Origin of the sequence: Sphingomonas prati, from assembly GCF_014643515.1 — a bacterium.
GTDB classification, from domain to species: domain Bacteria; phylum Pseudomonadota; class Alphaproteobacteria; order Sphingomonadales; family Sphingomonadaceae; genus Sphingomonas_R; species Sphingomonas_R prati.
Genome location: NZ_BMJP01000004.1, coordinates 1 through 17,826, shown reverse-complemented (window position 1 = coordinate 17,826; position 17,826 = coordinate 1). Strand labels below are relative to the sequence as shown.

Genomic DNA, 17,826 nt, shown 5'->3' with positions numbered 1-17,826 from the left:
TCTCATGCAGCGGTCGCGGTGCGATCGCCGATGCGGGCCAGAGTTTCGTCGCGGCCCAACAGCGCCACTACGTCGAAGATACCGGGCGAGGTCGTCCGGCCGGTCAGCGCCGCACGAAGCGGCTGCGCGACCTTGCCGAGACCAAGTCCCGCCCGTTCGGCGACGACACGCAATGCCGCCTCCACACCGGCGACGTCCCATGTCTCCACACCGGCCAGTTCGCCCGCGATCGTCGCGAGCAGGACCGGCGCATCGCCCTGGAGCAGCCCTGCGGCCTTGTCATCCAGCGGAAGTGGGCGCGTGCGGTACAGAAACAATGCGCCATCGGCCAGATCGTTCAAATCCCGCGCCCGGGGCTTCAATTCCGGCATGGCGCGGAGCAGGAGCGCGTGGTCGTCGGGCGTGAGCGGGCGGTCGATCAGCGCCGCGACGCGCGGGGCCACGAGATCGGTCAGGCGCGCATCGTCCGCTTCGCGGATATAATGGCCGTTGAGGTTCTCGAGCTTCTTCGCGTCGGTGCGCGAGGGCGAGCGGCCGACGTCGGCCAGGTCGAACAGCGCGGTCGCCGCAGTCCGATCGATGATGTCGGTATCGCCGTGGCCCCAGCCGAGCCGGAGCAGGTAGTTGTCGAGCGCCTCGGGCAAGATGCCGAGTTCGTCGCGGTAGGCCTCGACGCCGAGCGCGCCGTGCCGCTTGGACAGTTTCGCGCCGTCCGGGCCGTGGATCAGCGGGATATGCGCGTAGACCGGTTCGGCCCAGCCCATCGCGCGGACGATGCCGAGCTGGCGGAATGCGTTGTTCAGATGGTCGTCGCCGCGCACGACGTGCGTCACGCCCATGTCGTGATCGTCGACGACGACGGCGAGCATGTAGGTCGGCGTGCCGTCCGAGCGGAGCAGGACCATGTCGTCCAGCTCGGCATTCTGGACGGTGACGTCGCCCTGGACCTGGTCGTGGATCGTGGTGGCGCCGGTGGTTTCAGCGCGCAGGCGGACGACGAACGGCGCGCCGGCGGGCGCCTCAGCCGGATCGCGATCGCGCCAGCGGCCATCGTAGCGCAGCGGCTGCTTGCGGGCGCGCTGGTCGGCGCGCATCGCCTCCAGCTCCTCGGCGGTGGCGAAGCATTTATAGGCGTGGCCGCTGTCGAGCATCGCCTGTGCGACTTCGGCATGGCGGGCGGCGCGCTGGAACTGGAACACCGGTTCGCCGTCCCAGTCGAGCCCGAGCCAGCGCATACCGTCGAGGATCGCGTCGATCGCCGGCTGCGTCGAGCGCGCGCGGTCGGTATCCTCGATCCGGACCAGGAAGCGGCCCCCGGCGCGGCGGGCGAGCAGCCAGTTGAACAGGGCCGTGCGCGCGCCGCCGATATGGAGGAACCCGGTCGGCGACGGGGCGAACCGCGTGACGACTTCGGTGTTCGAGGCAGTATCGGCACTTGCGTCCATGCGCGCTTTCTCCAAGATCGGCGCATGGCCAGTCGGTTCGGCCACGCCCCTAGCATGCGGGGGTGGCGGCTCAAAGAGGGGGGAAGCGGTGCGGCGGGTCGGGTCGGCGCGCGCATCGTCATGTCCGTCGAAATCTGGCTGGAGGCGGAGCGCGATCAGCTGGTGCTGTGGGTGCCGGTGGCGCTGGCGTGCGGGATCACCGCCTGGCTGCTGCTGCCCGACGTTGCGGCGTGGACGGTGTTCCTGCTGCTGGCGGGCGGGACGGCGCTGGCCGGGCTGGCGATGCCGGGCGGCGGGCGGGCGGCACGGGCGGTGGCGGTGTTCGCGGGGCTCGCGGCGCTGGGCTGCGGGCTGATCTGGGCGCGGGCGGAGCGGGTGGCGGCACCGGTGCTGGCGCGGACGACGGTGGCGACGTTCGAGGCGCGGGTGGTGGTGGTCGATCCGTTGCCCGCGCGGGAGCTGGTGCGGGTCGTGCTGGTGCCCGATGTCGGTACGGGCGGTGCGCTGCCGCCGCGGACCAGGGTGAACATCGCCGATGCGGATGTGCCGGCCGGGCTGGCGCCGGGCGCGCGGATCGCGTTGCGGCGCGGTTGATGCCGCCGGCCGACGCGGCGGTGCCGGGCGGGTACAGCTTTGTGCGGACGGCGTGGTTCCAGGGGCTGGGCGCGACGGGGAAGGCGTTGCCGGGGATACGGGTGGTCGAGGCCGCCCCGGTGGCGCGCGACGGGCTGGCCGGGGTGCGGGCGCGGATGTCGGCGCATATCCAGGCGCGGTTGCCGGGGGCGGCGGGCGGTTTCGCGACCGCGCTGGCGACGGGCGACCAAGGCGCGCTGCCGCTGGAGGATGCGGAGGCGATGCGGCGCAGCGGGCTGGCGCATCTGTTGTCGGTCAGCGGGCTACATGTGACTGCGGTGGTGGCGGCGACGATGCTGATCGTGCTGCGGTTGCTCGCGCTGAGCCCCTGGGCGGCGTTGCGGTTGCCCCTGCCGCTGATCGCCGCGGCGGGTGGGGCCGGGATGGGGGTGGCCTATACGCTTTTGACGGGAGCCGAGGTGCCGACGATCCGGTCGTGCGTGGCGGCGATGCTGGTGCTGGCGGGGATCGCGATCGGGCGGGAGGCGGTGACGTTGCGGCTGGTGGCGGCGGGCGCGCTGTTCGTGCTGCTGCTCTGGCCGGAGGCGGTGGCGGGAGCGAGTTTCCAGCTGAGCTTTGCCGCGGTCGCGTCGATCGTGGCGTTTGCGGAATGGCCGGTGGCGCGGCGGCTGTCGGCGCCGAGCGAGGCGGGTTTTGTTCGGCGCTGGGGGCGGTCTTTGCTGATGCTGCTGGCGACCGGGATCGTGGTCGAGATCGCGCTGATGCCGATTGCGCTGTATCATTTCCACAAGGCCGGGCTGTACGGGGCGGCGGCCAATATCGTCGCGATCCCATTGACGACGTTCGTCATCATGCCGGCGGAGGCGGTGGCGCTGCTGCTCGATGCGGTCGGGCTGGGGCGGCCGGCGTGGTGGATTGCGGGGCTGGCGACGGACGCACTGCTGTGGCTGGCGCGCGCGGTGGCGGCGGCACCCGGATCGGTGCAGGCGCTGCCCGCGATGCCGGACGGCGCCTATGCCGCGATGGTGGCGGGCGGGCTGTGGATCGCGCTGTGGCGGACTTGGGTGCGGCGGCTGGGTTTGCTGCCGCTGGTGGTGGGGGCGGTGTGGGCGTTGGCGACACCGGCGCCGGACCTGCTGGTAACGGGGGACGGGCGGCATCTGGCGCTGCGCGGGGACGACGGGTCGCTCGCGCTGCTGCGGCCGCGGGCGGGGGATTATGTGAGGAGTTTGCTCGGCGAGAATGCCGGGGTGAGCGACGAGGCGGTGGAGTTCGAGCGGGTGGCGGGCGGGGCGTGCAGCGCGGACCTGTGCGTGGCGGATATCGTGCGCCGCGGGCGGACGTGGCGGCTGCTCGCGACGCGGAGTGCGTATCTGGTCGAGATCGCGGAGATGAACCGGGCCTGCGGGGCGGCCGATATCGTGGTGAGCGATCGGTATCTGCCGCGGACCTGTCAGCCGCGCTGGCTGCGCGCGGATCGCGGGTTGTTGGAGCGGACCGGCGGGCTGGCGATCGACCTAGAGCGGGCGGTGGTGCGGAGCGTGCGGCGGGCGGGGGATGCGCATCCGTGGGTACCGACGGTGGTGGTTCGGAAGCGGTTTGGGCGGCGGGGTGCTGGGCGGCGGTTTGAGCGGGGGAATTGGGCTCGGTCGGGTGGGACCGCGGGACCTCGCGATTCGGAGCGGCGGTCGGGTCGGGTGATCAGTAACAATGTTGATGGGCTAGTGCGGTGAGCGGTTTGGCGTCAGAATACTGGATGCTTGGCTTCGTGATCTACGCACGGCTCCGCGGCTTACCCGTTTATCCTGAGTAGGGGCTGAGCGAAGCCGACGACCCGTATCGAAGGATGGGCGCTGCGCTTGAGACGGTGCTTCGATACGAGCCCTCGATACGCGCAAGTGCGCTACTCGGTCTCTACTCAGCACGAACGGGTAGGGGGGCAGCGGGGTCGAGCCGGAAGGTTGCCCTGCCGTTTCAACATGACAACAACCGTACGCGCATCTTAAGCTTTCGCGCGAACGGCCTGTCGTTTCCCGCAAGCGTGGCGCGAGGGGTGCTGTTGACTTCTCGACTGCGCTAGAAGGGTCCCTCGACTTCGCTCGGGATGGACGGGGTTGGGGACGACAGGTGGTAAGGTTTGAAGGGGCGATGCCGCTTCGGTAGGTCGCTCACCTCGTGTGGACAGGGTTTTCGACAGGCTCGAACCGAACGGAGGGCGGTTGGCACCCCCCGGCCTGCCGCCGTCACGAAACTCAGCCGTCGAGTGGCTTCTACCCCTTCGTCCGTTAGCTTCAGTAGCGGCGCAGCAGGCCCGCCAGGCGGCCCTGGACGCGGACTTCGTTGGGGGCGTAGCGCTGGGGATCGTAGGCGCGGTTGGCGGGGTCGAGGCGGACCATGCCGCCTTCGTGGCGCCAGTATTTGAGGGTGGCTTCGTGTTCGTGGACGAGGGCCACGACGATGTCGCCTTCGTGCGCCTGTTCCTGGCGGCGGACGAGCGCGTAGTCGCCGTCAAGGATGCCGGCTTCGACCATCGAATCGCCGGAGACCTCCAGCGCATAATGTTCGCCGGGGCCGAGCAGCGCGGCGGGGACGGAAAGCATGGTCTGGCCCTCGATCGCCTCGATCGGCACGCCGGCGGCGATGCGGCCGTGGAGCGGGATTTCGAGCACGTCGTTGGCGGCGGCGAGCACCGGCAAGGGTGCGCGCGGTGCGGCCGGCGGGGTGGTCACGAGGCGCGGCGTGGGGGCGAGCGACTTCATGCCTTCCGGCAGGCGCATCACTTCCAGCGCGCGGGCGCGGTTCGGCAGGCGGCGGATGAAATTGCGTTCCTCGAGCGCGCTGACCAGCCGGTGGACGCCGGACTTGGATTTCAGGTCGAGCGCCTCCTTCATCTCCTCGAACGAGGGGGACACGCCGGTTTCACCGAGACGGTCGCTGATGAAACTGAGCAACTCGTGCTGCTTGCGCGTAAGCATCGCAGGACCCCTTCGAAAGAACGAACGGGGAACGTGTAGAAACAGTATACGGTGCTGTCAAGCGATGCGAATCGCCGTGACCACGGTACCGGCTTCCGCCGGCGGACTATGCGCCTCCCGCAGGACCAGCAGGTCCGCCTCGGGCAGGCGGCGGAGTGCTGCGCTGTCCTGCCCGAGGATGGGGTGCGCTTCGCCGTCACGGGTGAAGGCGCGGACATAGTCGCGGCGCGGGCCGGTGGCGGGAAGGGGCCCCGCGATCCGCATGTCGTGCGGCTGTGGCAGCAGATGCTCCGCCCCCGCGCAGCGCGCCGCGAGCGGCAGGAGGAACAGGAGAGCGGTGACGTAGGCGGAGCCGGGATTGCCGGGCAGGCCGAGCGCGATTGTCTTGCCGATGTGGCCGGCGAGCAGCGGTTTGCCGGGGCGGAGGGCGATCCGCCAGAAGTCGATCTCCGCCCCCGCCGCGATCAGCGCCGGGCGGACGAGGTCGTGATCGCCGACCGAGGCGCCGCCGGTGGTGACGATGATGTCCGCGGTCTGCGCCGCATCGCGGAAGGCTTCGGTGATGGTGGCCAGATCGTCGCGCACGATGCCGCGATCCTCGACCTCGACCGGCAGGCGCGCGAGCAGCGCGGCAAGCATTGGGGCGTTCGAGGAGGGCAACTGGACGCCGGTGACGGGCATGCCGGGTGGCACGAGTTCGTTGCCGGTCGACAGGATGACGACGCGCGGGCGACGCGGAACGGGCAGGGTGGCGTGACCGGCGGCGGCGGCGAGCGCGATGACGGCGGCGGTGACGACGGTGCCCGCGGGGATCAGCAGTTCGCCCGCGGAAAAGTCGTAGCCCTTGCGGCGGATGTGTGCGCCGGGGGCGGGGGGACCTTCGCCGTTGAGGGTCAGGCGGTCGCCGTCGCGCGCGGCTTCCTCCTGCACCAGGATGACGTCGGCGCTGGCCGGCACGGCGGCACCGGTGAAGATGCGCGCGGCCTGCCCCGGCTGGATCGTGAAGGGGGCGGCGCCGGCGGCGGCCTCGCCCACCACGGTCAGCAGCTGGCCGAGTTCGGCGAAGCGGAGTGCGTAGCCGTCCATCGCGGACAGATCGGCCGCAGGTTGGGTGCGGACGGCGTGGATCGGGGCGGTGAGCGTGCGGCCGAGCGCGGCAAGCAGCGGGGCCTGTTCGGTCTCCGGCGCGGGGGCCAGCGCCAGGAGGCGGGCGAGGGCCTCGGGGACGGGGAGGAGGGCCGTATTACCGCCGACCATCACGCCGCATGCCAGTCGCCGGAGCGGCCGCCGGATTTGGCGAGGAGGCGGACTGCGCCGATCGTCATGCCGCGGTCGAGGGCTTTGGCCATGTCGTAGATCGTCAGGAGGGCGACCGAGACGGCAGTCATGGCTTCCATCTCCACGCCGGTGCCGTGGGTGGTGACGACGGTGGCGGTGACGGTGATGCCCTCGTCGCCGAGTTCGAGGTCCACCGTGACGCCGCCGATCGGGAGCGGGTGGCAGAGCGGGATGAGGTCGGAGGCGCGCTTGGCGGCCATGATGCCGGCGATGCGGGCGACGGCCAGGACGTCGCCCTTCGCCACCGCGCCGTCACGGATTGCGGCGAGCGCGGGCGCAGCGATCGCGATGTGGCCGCTGGCGGTGGCCGAGCGGCGGGTGTCGGGCTTTGCGGTGACGTCGACCATGCGGGCGGCGCCGCGGTCGTCGAGATGGGTGAGTGTGGTCATGGGGTCAGCAACGCGCGGGTCGCCGATTCGACGTCGGCATGACGCATGAGCGTTTCGCCGACGAGGAAACAGCGGACGCCGTGCGCGGCGAGGCGGGTGAGGTCCGCGGGGCCGGCGATGCCGCTTTCGGCGACCAGAGTGGTGCCGGCCGGGACGTGAGCGGCCAGTTCTTCGGTCCGCGCCAGATCGACCGAAAAGTCGCGCAGGTCACGGTTATTGACGCCGATCAGCCGGCTGCGCAGCGCCAGTGCGCGATCGAGTTCGGTGCGGTCGTGGACCTCGACCAGCACGTCCATGCCGTGGTCGATCGCGGCGGACTCGATCTCGGCCATCTGCGCGTCGTCGAGTGCGGCGACGATGATGAGGATCGCGTCCGCTCCCAGCGCACGCGCCTCGGCCACCTGCCACGGGTCGACCATGAAGTCCTTGCGAAGCGCGGGGATCGTCACGGCGGCGCGGGCGGCGACGAGATAGGCGTCGTCGCCCTGAAAATAGGGTCGGTCGGTCAGGACCGAGAGGCAGGCGGCGCCGCCGGCTTCATAGGCGCGGGCGTGGGCGGGGGGATCGAAGTCGGCGCGGATGAGCCCCTTGGAGGGGGAGGCCTTCTTGATCTCGGCGATCAGGCCGTAGCCGCCGGCCGCGACCTTTGCATCGAGCGCGGCGCGGAAGCCGCGCGGCGGCGAGGCGGCGGCGATGCGCGCGGCGAGTTCGGAGGGCGGCAGCGCGGTCTTCATCGCGGCGACATGGGTGCGCGTGGTGGCGCAGATTTCGCGGAGGCGGTCGGACATCAGGCGGCGATCCATTGCGAGAGCAAAGTTGCGGCGCGACCGGAGTCGATCGCGTCGGCGGCCAGTGCCACGCCGTCGGTCCAGTCCGATACGGCATCCGCGACGATCAGCGCGCCGGCCGCGTTGAGCAGCACCGCGTCGCGATAGGCACCGGGCGCACCGACCAGCAAAGCTGTGAGTGCGGCGGCGTTATAGGCCGGGTCGCCGCCGCGCAGGTCGTCGAGGCCGTAGGTCGGCAGGCCAGCGTCGGCAGGCGTGATCCGCTCGGTCCGGTCGCCGCAGGCACCGATACGGATCGCGGTGGAGGGCGCGCAGACCGACAGTTCGTCGAGCGGTTCGTCGCCGGCGACGATCATCGCGCTGTCGACGCCGATCAGGCGGAGTGCGGTGGCATAGGTCGGCAGGAAGTCGGGCCGCGCGACGCCGATCAGCTGGCGCCGGACGCGTGCCGGGTTCGCGATCGGGCCGATGAGGTTGAAGATCGTGCGGCGGCCGATCGCGCGGCGGACGGGGGCGAGCCGACCGAGTGCGGGGTGATGTTTCTGCGCGAACAGGAAGGCGATGCCGATCGTGCCGAGCGTGTCCTCCGCGATCGCCGAGGCGCGGTCGAGATCGAGGCCGAGGGCCTCCAGCGTGTCGGCCGCACCGGCGCTGGACGAGGCGGCGCGGTTGCCGTGCTTGGCGACGGGGATGCCGCAGGCCGCAACGACGATCGCGACGGCGGTCGAGACGTTGAGGCTGTGGCTGCCGTCGCCACCGGTGCCGCAGACGTCGATCGCGTTGGCGGGTGCCTGGACCGGGATCATGCGCTCCCGCAGGGCTTGGGCGGCGGCGGCGATCTCGATCGCGGTTTCCTCGCGCACCGTGAGGCCGGTGAGGAAGGCGGCGGCCTCCGCGTCGGGCACGCGGCCGTCGAGCATGTCGCCGAATGCCGCGAGTGCGGTGGCGTGATCGAGCGGGCTGTCGGTGTCCGGGAGCAGGCGGAGCGTCGTCATGAGCGCTCACGCACGGGGAGGCCGGCGATCGTCAGGAAATTGGCGAGCATGGCGTGGCCATGTTCGGTGGCGATGCTTTCGGGGTGGAACTGCACGCTGTGGATCGGGAGCGTCGGGTGGGCGAACCCCATGACGACGCCGTCGGCGGTGCGGGCGTTGACGGTGAGCGTGTCGGGCACGTCCTCCACCACCAGCGAATGGTAGCGTGTCGCCACGAACGGCGTGGGGAGGCCGTTGAACAGCCCGCTGCCGTCATGGTCGATCGGCGAGGTCTTGCCGTGCATCAGTTGCCCCGCACGGACGACGCGGCCGCCGAAATACTGGCCGATCGCCTGGTGGCCGAGGCAGACGCCGAGCAGCGGCTTGCCCGCATCGGCGGCGGCGGCGACGAGATCGAGCGAGACGCCCGCCTCGTTCGGGGTGCAGGGGCCGGGCGAGATCAGGAACGCGTCCGCGCCGGTGCCGATCGCCTGGCCCGCGCCGATCGCGTCGTTGCGGACCACCTCCACCTCCGCCCCCAGTTCCTGGAGATAGTGGACGAGGTTCCAGGTGAAACTGTCGTAGTTGTCGATGACGAGGATCATGCGCGCGGACCTACCAATGTTGCAGCGATGCGTCACCCCGGCTGCGCTGCGGTTTTTTGACTCTAGCCGCTATTGATCTTCATTCGCAACAAGGGCAGGTGGCGGGGATGAACAGCCGCTTTGCCCGAACCGCCCTGATCCTGCTGACCACCGCGATCGCTGCCCCATCCTGGGCGCAGGCGGGCGATGTGGAGAGCGTGCCGGACAGCGTCGTGGTGATCGCGCCCGATTTCGTGCCGGTGACGACGAGCGTCGGGACCAAGACGAGCGCGCCGCTGATCGAGGTGCCGCAGTCCGTGTCGGTCGTGACGCGCGACCAGATCGACCTGCTGAACTTCATCGATGTGCAGCAGGCGGTGCGGTACACCGCGGGCATCACGGGCGAGAATTACGGGCCGGACCTGCGCTACGATTTCCTGACGGTGCGCGGCTTCATCCCCGTGCAGTATATCGACGGGTTGCAGGCGCCGGTGAGCGCGTCGATCAGCAATGTCGGGATCGACCTGTACGGGTTCCAGTCGCTGGAGGTGCTGAAGGGTCCAGCGTCGGTGCTGTACGGCACGAACCCGCCGGGTGGGCTGTACAACCTGACCAGTCGGCGGCCGGATGCGGCGTTCGGTGGCGAACTGCAGGTCAAATACGGGAACGATGATTTCAAGCAGGCGGCCGGCACCGTGACGGGCGCGCTCACCGACGGCGTGCGGGCGCGGGTGACCGGGCTGTACCGCGATCGCGACAGCCAGACCGACTTCGTCCACGCCAAGCGCGCGTATCTCGCGCCCGCGCTGGCGGTGGATATCGGGCCGGACACGGTGCTGACCGGGCTGGGCCATTATCAGCACGACCGGATCGACGGCGATACCAACGGGTTCCTGCCGGTGCTGGGCGTGCTGCGTGACAATCCGGTGGGGGAGGTGCCGCGCAGCGTGAACCTGGGCGAGCCGGACTATAACAGCTACCGCCGGAACCAGTTTTCGGCCGGATACGAGCTGGTCCATGATTTCGGGACGGACGCGCGGTTCACGCAGAATGCGCGCTGGTCTGAATATCATGAGGATCAGCGGACGATCTATGCCAGCGGGCTGGGCGCCGACAACCGGACGGTGACGCGGTCGAACTTTCCGTATCAGGACGACGTGGCGCAATTCGCGGTGGACAGCCGGCTGGAGGCGACGCGCTGGACCGGGCCGGTGCAGCACAGCCTGCTGGTGGGGGTGGATTACCGTAACTACCGCGAGGCGTCGGCGTTCGGGTTCGGTGCGGCCTCGTCCATCGACCTGTTCGAACCCGTGTACGGGCAGGGGACGATCGTGACGCCGGCGCTGACGCCGTCGACCGACCAGCGGCTGCGCCAGACCGGGGTCTATGTGCAGGACCAGCTGAAATATAACCGGTTCGTGCTGACGCTGTCGGGGCGGCAGGACTGGACGTGGACTACGAACTACGCCGGTGCGGTGCCGTCGACCGCGAAGCAGGACAAGTTCAGCTACCGCGTGGGTGGGTCTTACATCGCCGACTCGGGTGTGGCGCCGTATGTGAGCTATGCCACGTCGTTCCAGCCGGTCGTGGGTCAGGGGCTCGACGGGCGCGCGTTCGATCCGACGAGCGGCAAGCAATGGGAAGCGGGCGTAAAGTATGACGCGTGCGGGCTGCCGTCCGACGTGAAGCTGTTCGCGACGGCGGCGGTGTACCGGCTGCGGCAGGACAATGTCGTGACGCCGGACCCGACGAACATACTGTTCAACGTCCAGACGGGGCAGGCGACGGTCAAGGGTGTCGAGCTGGAGGCGGTGACGCGGATCCGCGACCGGCTGAGCATCAACGCGTCCTATACCTATGCCGATGCGAAGGTGACGCGGAGCAATGTGGCGGGGCAGGTCGGCGCCGGGCTGTTCGGGCAGCCGAAGCACAAGGCGTCGGCGTTCGTCGACTATTCGTTCCGCGACGGGGCGCTGAGCGGGTTCGGGCTGGGTGGCGGCGTGCGCTATCTGTCGAACAGTCCGGGCGCATTGCCGGGGCCGTTCGTCACGACGGTTTACAATACCGGGCGGTCGACGCTGTTCGATGCGGTGCTGCGCTACGATCTGGGCGACTGGCGGGTGGCGCTGAACGGGACGAACCTGCTCGACAAGCGCTATGCCGGGCGCTGCACCGGCGATGTGGGCTGCTTCTTCGGGCAATCGCGGCAGGTGATCGCGACGTTGACGCGGCGGTTCTGAGCCACGTGACGCTGGCATGAGTCGTGGCGGTCCTGGTGTGCGCGGCGCGTTCGTGCGGGTGCATCGCTATGTCGGGCTGGCGCTGGCGTTGTGGCTGTTCCTGCTGGGCGTGACCGGCAGCGTGCTGGTGTTCGAGCGCGAGCTGGACGCGTGGCTGAACCCGGCGCTGTGGCATGCGACGCCCGGTCCGGCGCTGGCTCCGCAGGCGATCGCGGACCGCGTGGCGGCGGCGGACCCGCGGGTTGAAGCGCGCTGGATCCCGATCGGGACGGTGGGGGCGCTGGATGTGTGGGTGGACTGGAAGCCCGACCCGGTGACGGGGGCCGCGGCGGTACGCGAGTATGACCAGATGTTCGTCGATCCGGCGACGGGGGCGATCAACGGGCGGCGGCGTTACGGGGCGCTGATGCTCGATCGGGCAACGGTGCTACCGTTCGTCCATACGTTGCACAGTTCGTTGTTCATGCCGGGGCGGGTGGGGCTGATCCTGCTCGGCGGCGTGGCGTTGGCGTGGCTGGTGCATAGCGTGACCGGGTTCGTGCTGACGCTGCCGCGCGACGGGATCTGGGCGCATTGGCGGCGGGCGTGGCGCGTGAAGCGGCATGTGCGGGCGGAGCGGCGGACCTACGACCTGCACCGCGCGGGTGGGCTCTGGGCGTGGGGGCTGATAATCCTGATGGCGGTGAGCGGCGTGGCGCTGACGTTGCCGGCAGAGGTGTTCGAACCGGTGGTGACGACGGTCTCGCCGATTTCGCCGCATCCGTGGGAGGGGCGCACGGCCGCCGCGGCGAAGGTGCCGTCGGTGTCGTTCGACCGCGCGTTGGCGGCGGCGACCGGCGCGGCACGGGCGGCGGGGATCGCGGAGGCGTCGTCCGGGCTGTTCCTGGGGCCGGAGATCGGGCTGTACGGCGTGTCGTTCGGGCAGCAGGACGATGCCGGCGCGGGTCAGGGCTGGGTTTATGTCGAGCGCGCGACCGCGGCGGTGGTGTCGGTGCAGGGGTCGCTCAGCGGAACCGCGGGGGATGTGGTGGAGCGGGTGCAGCTGCCGATCCATGCGGGCCGCGTGGGCGGGATGGCGACGCGGGTGCTGGCGGTGGTGCTGGGGCTGGCGACGGCGATGCTGTCGGTCACGGGCGTGATGGTGTGGTGGTACAAGCGGCGCGCGCGGCAGGTAGCGGCGGGGATGCATAGGGGGCGGTGAGTTCTCCGCGCGTCCGTCCATCCCGAGCGCAGTCGAGGGGCCGACCGAGCGGAGCCGAGGTCTCCGACCTTCACGCTTCTCGGCTTCGCTCGAAGGGGTCCCTCGAGTGCGCTCGGGATGGACGGGGTTTTGGGGGCTGTCCTTAACCTGAACCCCATCCCCCACTCCGTTTGGTTCGAGCCTGTCGAGAACTCAGCGGCAGTTCTCGACAGGCTCGAACCGAACGGGGGGGGGGGGAGTATGGGGCGTGGTTATGAAAGGTCGCGCTCGAGAAAGCTCGCGACCGCGCCGTAAACCGCATCCAGATCGGCATCGTCGATACAGTAAGGCGGCATGACGTAGACCGTGTCGCCGAGCGGGCGGAGCAGGACGTCGCGCGTGCCGGCATGGGCCATCAGCGCGGGGCCGATCGCGGAGAGATAGCCTATGGTGTCACGCGCGGGGGCGATCTCGAAGGCGGCGATCGTGCCGAGGCGCCGGGGGGTGCGGACCAGCGGGTGAGCGGCGATGCGGTCGAGTTGCGCCTGTTGCCGGGTGCCGAGGTCGGCGATGCGGGCGCGGACCGGTTCGTCGCGCCAGATGGCGAGGTTTGCGACGGCGGCGGCGCAGGCGATCGGGTTGGCGGTGTAGCTCGACGAATGGAAGAACATCCGGGCGCGGTCGTCCGACAGGTGCGCGTCGAAGATTTCGCGGGTCGCCATGGTGACGGCGAGCGGGACCGCGCCGCCGGTCAGACCCTTGGACAGGCAGAGGATGTCGGGGACGATGCCGGCCTGTTCGCAGGCGAGCAACGTTCCGGTGCGGCCCCAGCCGGTCATGATCTCGTCCGCGATGAACAGCGTGCCGTGGCGCGCGCAGATGCTGCGCATTTCGGCGAGGAGCGCGGGCGGATACATTTTCATGCCGCCGGCGCCGAGGACCAGCGGTTCGACGATGAACGCAGCGGCCGGATCCGCGCCGCCGCACAGCGTGTCGAGCGCATCCAGCGTCGCCTGTTCGTGGCCCGGTTCGGGGAAGGGCACGGTGCCGACGTCGAACAGCAACGGCGCGTAGGGGCGGTTGAACACGCCGCGCGCGCCGACCGACATCGTGCCGATCGTGTCGCCATGATAGCTGTGTTCGAGCATCAGGATGCGGTGACGGGGTGCGCCGATATTGGCCCAGTAGCCGAGCGCCATCTTCAGCGCGACCTCGACCGCGGTCGATCCGCTGTCGCTGTAGAAGACGTGCGCGAGTTCGGGCGGCATGATCGCGACGAGGTCACGCGCGAGCTGTTCGGCGGGTTCGTGGGTCCAGCCGGCGAAGATGATCTGGTCCATGGTCGCGGCTTGCTCGGCGATCGCGGCCATGATGCGCGGGTGGCTGTGGCCGTGCGTGGTGACCCACCAGGAGGAGATCGCATCGACTACGCGCCGGCCGTCCGCGGTGTGGAGCGCGGCGCCCTCGGTGCGGACGACTTTGGGGATCGGTGCGCCGAGACCGTGCTGCGTGAACGGGTGCCAGACGGGGGAGGTCATTGCGGGTGGTCCTTGGGGAGTCATCTGCGCGAGTCCGTCAGGAGGACGGGGAAGCGACTGAAGCCTTTGGTTCGAAGTCGGCGAGGGCGAAGTTCTGGGCAAACGCCGTCGTGAGCGCTTCTCGGTCAAGCGCCGGCAGGATCGGTAGGCGGCCTAGTCGGTGCATCTGGCCGATCGCGCAGATGGTCGCCTCGCTGTCGGCGTTGCCCTCCCCGACAAAGGCAATGCCGAGCACCGGGACGCCGCGGGTGCGCAGCGCTTCGATCGAAAGCAGGCTGTGGTTGATTGTGCCCAATTCGGTCCGCGCGACGAGGATGACGGGGGCGGCCCAGCGCGCGAACATGTCGGCATAGAGCAGGGTGCGGGTCAGCGGGACGAGGACGCCGCCAGCACCTTCAACCACCAGCGGGCCGGCAACCGTCGGCAAGCTCAGCCGATCCGGGTCGATCTCGATACCATCCAGTTCCGCGGCGCGGTGGGGCGAGCAGGGGGTGTTCAGCCGGTACGCTTCGGTCAGGATCCGGGCGGGGGGCAGGCCGGCGAGGGCGGCGACGGTGGCGCTGTCGCCCGCTTCGTCGAGCCCGGCCTGGACCGGTTTCCAGTAATGCGCGCCGAGCGCGTCGGCGAGCGCGGCGGCGAAGACGGTCTTGCCGATGCCGGTGTCGGTGCCGGTGACGACGATCGCGCTCATGCCAGTGCCTCCGGAAGTGCGGCGGCCAGCGCGCCCAGGTCGTCCACATCGATATTGGCGGTGATCGACAGGCGCAGCCGCGCGGTGCCGGCCGGGACGGTCGGCGGGCGGATGCCGCGGACGTCGAACCCCGCGGCCTGAAGCCGGCCCGCGACCTGCATCGTGCGGACATCGTTGCCGAGCACCAGCGGCAGGATCTGCGAGCCGGTGACCGTCGCGCCGAACGGTTCGAGCAGCCGGCCCGCCTCCGCCACCAGCGCGGCGAGGCGGATGCGGCGTTCGGGTTCGTCGGCCAACAGGCGGAGCGCGGCGCGGGCGGCGGCGGCCATCAGCGGGGAGGGTGCGGTGGAGAAGATGAACCCGCGGGCGCGGTTGACGAGGAAGTCGCAGACGATTGCGGGTGCGCAGATCAGCGCGCCTTCGCAGCCGAGCGCTTTCCCGCAGGTCCGCAGCACGACGATATTGTCGCGCCCGTCGAGCCCGTCCGCCAGCCCGCGGCCGTCGCGACCGAACACGCCGGTCGCGTGCGCCTCGTCGATCAGCAGGAACGCGTCTTGGGCGTCCGCCAGTTCGGCAAGGTCGGCCAGCGGCGCGCGGTCGCCGTCCATGCTGTAGAGGCTTTCGACCGCGATCCACACCCGGCCGGTGCCGCCCACGCTGCGCCAGGCGGCGATGGTGTCGGCGACGGCAGCGACGTCGTTATGCGCGGCGGCGCGGACCTCTGCCCGGCCGAGCCGCATGCCTTCGTGCGCGCTGGCATGGATCAGCGCGTCGTGGACGACGAGGTCGCCGCGTTGCGGCAGCGTGGCGAACAGCGCGACGTTGGCGGCGTAACCGCTCGACAGGTAGAGCGCGCGTTCCGATCCGAAGAAGGCGGCGGCCTCGGCCTCGAGCGCCTCATGTTCGGGATGGTTGCCGCGCAGCAGCCGCGATCCGCCCGAGCCGACCGGCACGCCGCGGGCGAGGGCGTCGGCGACCGCCTGGGTCAGCACGGGCGATGCGGCGAGCCCGAGATAGTCGTTGGACGACAGGTCGGTGCCGGCCCGTGCGATCAGCCGGCGGGCGCGTCCGCGGTCGGTGAGGGCGGCAAGATCGGCGGCGTGGGTGGCGAGGATCGACATGGCTGGCCGGGCAATAGGATATCGCGGGCCGGACCGGAAGCTGGTCAGGCGATCCGTCCGGGTACCGCATCGGCATCCGCGGCGAGGCTCGTCTGCGGCGCGACCGCTTCCCACGGGAAGACGAACCAGTCCTTGTTCGTCGCGCGGTCGATCCGGCAGTGGCGGTAGTCGACCGTGGCGCGCGACCCGATATTGTCGATCAGCACGGCGAAGCGGACATTGTCAGCCACGCCGCCGGCCGCCGCGAGCCGGTCGCGAAGGCTCGCGATGGTGGCACCGCTGTCGTTGATGTCGTCGACGAACAGCAGGCGGGTGCCGGCCACGGACATTGTCGCCAGCTCGTCGAGCAGCGCATCGCCGAACGCCGCCACGCCCGATGACAGGTCGACGCTCAGCAGCGGAATTCCTGTGGCGTGCGACAGGAACGTCGCCGGCACGAGCCCGCCGCGACCGATACCGACGAGGTGATCGGGTCGCCAGTCGTCCGCCGCAATGGAGTCGGTGAGTGTAGCGATCGCGGCGAGGAAGTCGTCCTGCGAGACGGTGGAGAAGGTCGGCATGATCGGGTCCCCGCTGCGGTCAGGGGTGCGCGGCGGCATAGGCGTCGATCGCGGCCAGGTGGCGTGCGACGTCGGCATCGGACAGGAACGAGCCGAGGAAGCTGTTGCGCGCCAGCGTGACGAAATCGTCGCGCGTCAGCCGGCCCGACGCCGCCACTGCACGGTAATTGTCGTTCACATAGCCCCCGAAATAGGCCGGATCGTCCGAGTTGATCGTGGCGCGCAGGCCGAGCCGCAGCATCCGGTCGATCGGATGCGCATCGATATCGGGCACGACGCACAGCTTCAGGTTGGAGAGCGGGCAGACGGTCAGCGTCATCCCCGACCGCGCAAGCCTGGCGACGAGCAGCGGATCTTCGAGCGAGCGGTTGCCATGGTCGAGCCGGTCCACCTTCAACAGGTCGAGCGCCTCGGTGACATAAGCGGGCGGGCCCTCCTCGCCGGCATGCGCGACGCGCTTCAGCCCGAGCTCGGCGGCGGCGGCGAACACTCGTTCGAACTTCGACGGGGGATGGCCTTGTTCCGATGAATCGAGTCCGACCCCGGCGATCCGGTCGAGCCAGGGACGCGCGGCCTCCAGCGTGGCGAACGCGTCCGCCTCGTCCAGATGACGCAGGAAACAGAGGATGAGGCTCGAGGAGATGCCGTGCTCGGCCTGCGCATCGGCCATCCCGGCGAGCAGGCCCTCGATCACGGTGCCGATCGGGATGCCGCGCGCGGTGTGTGTCTGCGGGTCGAAGAAGATTTCGGTATGGACGACCTGGTCCGCGGCGCAGCGCGCGAAATAGGCGGCGGCAAGCTCGCGGAAGTCGGCCTCGGTCCGCAGCACGTCGGCGCCGGCATAGTAGATGTCGAGGAAGTCCTGGAGATTGTTGAACGCATAGGCCGCGCGCACCGCCTCCACGTCGGCATAGGGGATCGCGACGGCGTTGCGCCTGGCGAACGCGAACATCTGCTCGGGTTCGAGCGAGCCCTCGATGTGAAGATGCAGTTCGGCCTTGGGCAGGCCGGCGGCGAAGGTGGCGAGATTAGTCATCGGACTAGGATACGCGATCTGGGTGAGGTTTGCAGCCCTGCCTCCACACCTTGGTTCCCCGTCGCATGCCGGGGCCTAGGCGCAGCTGTTTCACCCAGACGCCGGCCTACGTCGGGGAACTGACCTGTAGACGGGCCTAGCGACTCACACTGAAGTGTGATTCGCCGACCTCCAAACTCCCGACCCCACCCCTCAACCACCTCCACAGCCCCTGCAAACCGGCCATCCAGGCCAACTCCGCGTGTCTCTGCCACAAAACTGCAATTTGATATTGACCCCCGTCGTTGGTCCGCCTAGAAGCTTTCTTGTCAGTGGCGCTTCACCGGAAACGGGATGAGGCGCTGAGGCAATCCTGGATCGCTTATGTGATCAC

General features: G+C 69.9%; 16 protein-coding genes. 4 read left to right on the top strand and 12 right to left on the bottom strand.

The window, feature by feature from the left end; translation table 11 throughout:
* Nucleotides 1–2: 2 nt before the first annotated feature.
* Nucleotides 3–1,445: a glutamate--tRNA ligase gene (gene gltX, locus IEX50_RS12275; protein ID WP_157176476.1), complete on the bottom strand. Its 1,443-nt coding sequence runs from the start codon at nt 1,443–1,445 to the stop codon at nt 3–5.
* Between the two features lie 120 nt (nt 1,446–1,565).
* On the opposite strand from gltX, the gene IEX50_RS17745 reads away from it, so the two are divergent.
* Nucleotides 1,566–2,039: a hypothetical protein gene (locus IEX50_RS17745; protein WP_232477332.1), complete on the top strand. Its 474-nt coding sequence runs from the start codon at nt 1,566–1,568 to the stop codon at nt 2,037–2,039.
* Nucleotides 2,039–3,772, top strand: coding sequence for a ComEC/Rec2 family competence protein (locus tag IEX50_RS17675; protein WP_260161129.1), 1,734 nt, complete (start codon nt 2,039–2,041; stop codon nt 3,770–3,772). The genes IEX50_RS17745 and IEX50_RS17675 overlap by 1 nt, the downstream gene beginning before the upstream one ends.
* A 558-nt stretch (nt 3,773–4,330) precedes the next feature.
* Here IEX50_RS17675 and lexA read toward each other — a convergent pair.
* The 6 genes from lexA to IEX50_RS12240 are packed head-to-tail and all read right to left on the bottom strand — an operon-like array spanning nt 4,331 to nt 9,108.
* Entirely contained in the window at nt 4,331–5,014 is a 684-nt protein-coding gene (gene lexA, locus IEX50_RS12265; RefSeq protein ID WP_157176477.1) for a transcriptional repressor LexA, read from the bottom strand.
* A gap of 57 nt (nt 5,015–5,071) precedes the next feature.
* A complete protein-coding gene (locus tag IEX50_RS12260; protein WP_157176539.1) occupies nt 5,072–6,271 on the bottom strand; it encodes a molybdopterin molybdotransferase MoeA in 1,200 nt (399 codons plus the stop codon).
* Nucleotides 6,271–6,741, bottom strand: coding sequence for a cyclic pyranopterin monophosphate synthase MoaC (gene moaC, locus IEX50_RS12255; RefSeq protein ID WP_157176478.1), 471 nt, complete (start codon nt 6,739–6,741; stop codon nt 6,271–6,273). The genes IEX50_RS12260 and moaC overlap by 1 nt, the downstream gene beginning before the upstream one ends.
* Nucleotides 6,738–7,529, bottom strand: coding sequence for an indole-3-glycerol phosphate synthase TrpC (gene trpC, locus IEX50_RS12250; protein ID WP_157176479.1), 792 nt, complete (start codon nt 7,527–7,529; stop codon nt 6,738–6,740). Before trpC ends, moaC begins: the two co-directional genes overlap by 4 nt.
* Nucleotides 7,529–8,524 (bottom strand): anthranilate phosphoribosyltransferase, encoded by a 996-nt coding sequence (gene trpD / locus IEX50_RS12245; protein ID WP_157176480.1) that lies wholly within the window; start codon nt 8,522–8,524, stop codon nt 7,529–7,531. Before trpD ends, trpC begins: the two co-directional genes overlap by 1 nt.
* On the bottom strand, nt 8,521–9,108 hold the full coding sequence (locus tag IEX50_RS12240) for an anthranilate synthase component II (RefSeq protein ID WP_157176481.1): 588 nt from the start codon (nt 9,106–9,108) through the stop codon (nt 8,521–8,523). The genes trpD and IEX50_RS12240 overlap by 4 nt, the downstream gene beginning before the upstream one ends.
* A gap of 107 nt (nt 9,109–9,215) precedes the next feature.
* On the opposite strand from IEX50_RS12240, the gene IEX50_RS12235 reads away from it, so the two are divergent.
* Nucleotides 9,216–11,327: a TonB-dependent siderophore receptor gene (locus tag IEX50_RS12235; RefSeq protein WP_157176482.1), complete on the top strand. Its 2,112-nt coding sequence runs from the start codon at nt 9,216–9,218 to the stop codon at nt 11,325–11,327.
* Nucleotides 11,328–11,343: 16 nt separating this feature from the next.
* A complete protein-coding gene (locus IEX50_RS12230) occupies nt 11,344–12,528 on the top strand; it encodes a PepSY-associated TM helix domain-containing protein (RefSeq protein WP_157176483.1) in 1,185 nt (394 codons plus the stop codon).
* A 251-nt stretch (nt 12,529–12,779) separates the two neighbouring features.
* Here IEX50_RS12230 and IEX50_RS12225 read toward each other — a convergent pair whose 3' ends face one another.
* Genes IEX50_RS12225 through IEX50_RS12205 form a run of 5 tightly spaced genes read right to left on the bottom strand, consistent with a single transcriptional unit; the run spans nt 12,780 to nt 17,453 of the window.
* The gene (locus IEX50_RS12225; protein WP_157176484.1) at nt 12,780–14,045 is read right to left on the bottom strand and encodes an adenosylmethionine--8-amino-7-oxononanoate transaminase; all 1,266 of its coding nucleotides are present in this window, start codon (nt 14,043–14,045) and stop codon (nt 12,780–12,782) included.
* Nucleotides 14,046–14,082: 37 nt separating this feature from the next.
* Nucleotides 14,083–14,736: a dethiobiotin synthase gene (gene bioD, locus IEX50_RS12220; protein ID WP_157176485.1), complete on the bottom strand. Its 654-nt coding sequence runs from the start codon at nt 14,734–14,736 to the stop codon at nt 14,083–14,085.
* Complete coding sequence (locus IEX50_RS12215) at nt 14,733–15,857, bottom strand: 8-amino-7-oxononanoate synthase (RefSeq protein WP_157176486.1); 1,125 nt, start codon at nt 15,855–15,857, stop codon at nt 14,733–14,735. Before IEX50_RS12215 ends, bioD begins: the two co-directional genes overlap by 4 nt.
* 44 nt (nt 15,858–15,901) lie before the next feature.
* The gene (locus IEX50_RS12210) at nt 15,902–16,417 is read right to left on the bottom strand and encodes a phosphoribosyltransferase (RefSeq protein WP_157176487.1); all 516 of its coding nucleotides are present in this window, start codon (nt 16,415–16,417) and stop codon (nt 15,902–15,904) included.
* A gap of 19 nt (nt 16,418–16,436) precedes the next feature.
* Complete coding sequence (locus IEX50_RS12205) at nt 16,437–17,453, bottom strand: adenosine deaminase (RefSeq protein WP_157176488.1); 1,017 nt, start codon at nt 17,451–17,453, stop codon at nt 16,437–16,439.
* Between the last annotated feature and the right edge of the window lie 373 nt (nt 17,454–17,826).

Coding starts and splice junctions, on each gene's coding strand:
- trpD (WP_157176480.1), bottom strand. CDS start 8,524: ATGACGACGCTCCGCCTGCTCCCGGACACCGACAGCCCGCTCGATCAC.
- IEX50_RS12260 (WP_157176539.1), bottom strand. CDS start 6,271: ATGGTCGGCGGTAATACGGCCCTCCTCCCCGTCCCCGAGGCCCTCGCC.
- gltX (WP_157176476.1), bottom strand. CDS start 1,445: ATGGACGCAAGTGCCGATACTGCCTCGAACACCGAAGTCGTCACGCGG.
- IEX50_RS17675 (WP_260161129.1), top strand. CDS start 2,039: ATGCCGCCGGCCGACGCGGCGGTGCCGGGCGGGTACAGCTTTGTGCGG.
- IEX50_RS12230 (WP_157176483.1), top strand. CDS start 11,344: ATGAGTCGTGGCGGTCCTGGTGTGCGCGGCGCGTTCGTGCGGGTGCAT.
- trpC (WP_157176479.1), bottom strand. CDS start 7,529: ATGTCCGACCGCCTCCGCGAAATCTGCGCCACCACGCGCACCCATGTC.
- moaC (WP_157176478.1), bottom strand. CDS start 6,741: ATGACCACACTCACCCATCTCGACGACCGCGGCGCCGCCCGCATGGTC.
- lexA (WP_157176477.1), bottom strand. CDS start 5,014: ATGCTTACGCGCAAGCAGCACGAGTTGCTCAGTTTCATCAGCGACCGT.
- IEX50_RS12205 (WP_157176488.1), bottom strand. CDS start 17,453: ATGACTAATCTCGCCACCTTCGCCGCCGGCCTGCCCAAGGCCGAACTG.
- IEX50_RS12225 (WP_157176484.1), bottom strand. CDS start 14,045: ATGACCTCCCCCGTCTGGCACCCGTTCACGCAGCACGGTCTCGGCGCA.
- IEX50_RS12235 (WP_157176482.1), top strand. CDS start 9,216: ATGAACAGCCGCTTTGCCCGAACCGCCCTGATCCTGCTGACCACCGCG.
- bioD (WP_157176485.1), bottom strand. CDS start 14,736: ATGAGCGCGATCGTCGTCACCGGCACCGACACCGGCATCGGCAAGACC.
- IEX50_RS12215 (WP_157176486.1), bottom strand. CDS start 15,857: ATGTCGATCCTCGCCACCCACGCCGCCGATCTTGCCGCCCTCACCGAC.
- IEX50_RS12240 (WP_157176481.1), bottom strand. CDS start 9,108: ATGATCCTCGTCATCGACAACTACGACAGTTTCACCTGGAACCTCGTC.
- IEX50_RS12210 (WP_157176487.1), bottom strand. CDS start 16,417: ATGCCGACCTTCTCCACCGTCTCGCAGGACGACTTCCTCGCCGCGATC.
- IEX50_RS17745 (WP_232477332.1), top strand. CDS start 1,566: ATGTCCGTCGAAATCTGGCTGGAGGCGGAGCGCGATCAGCTGGTGCTG.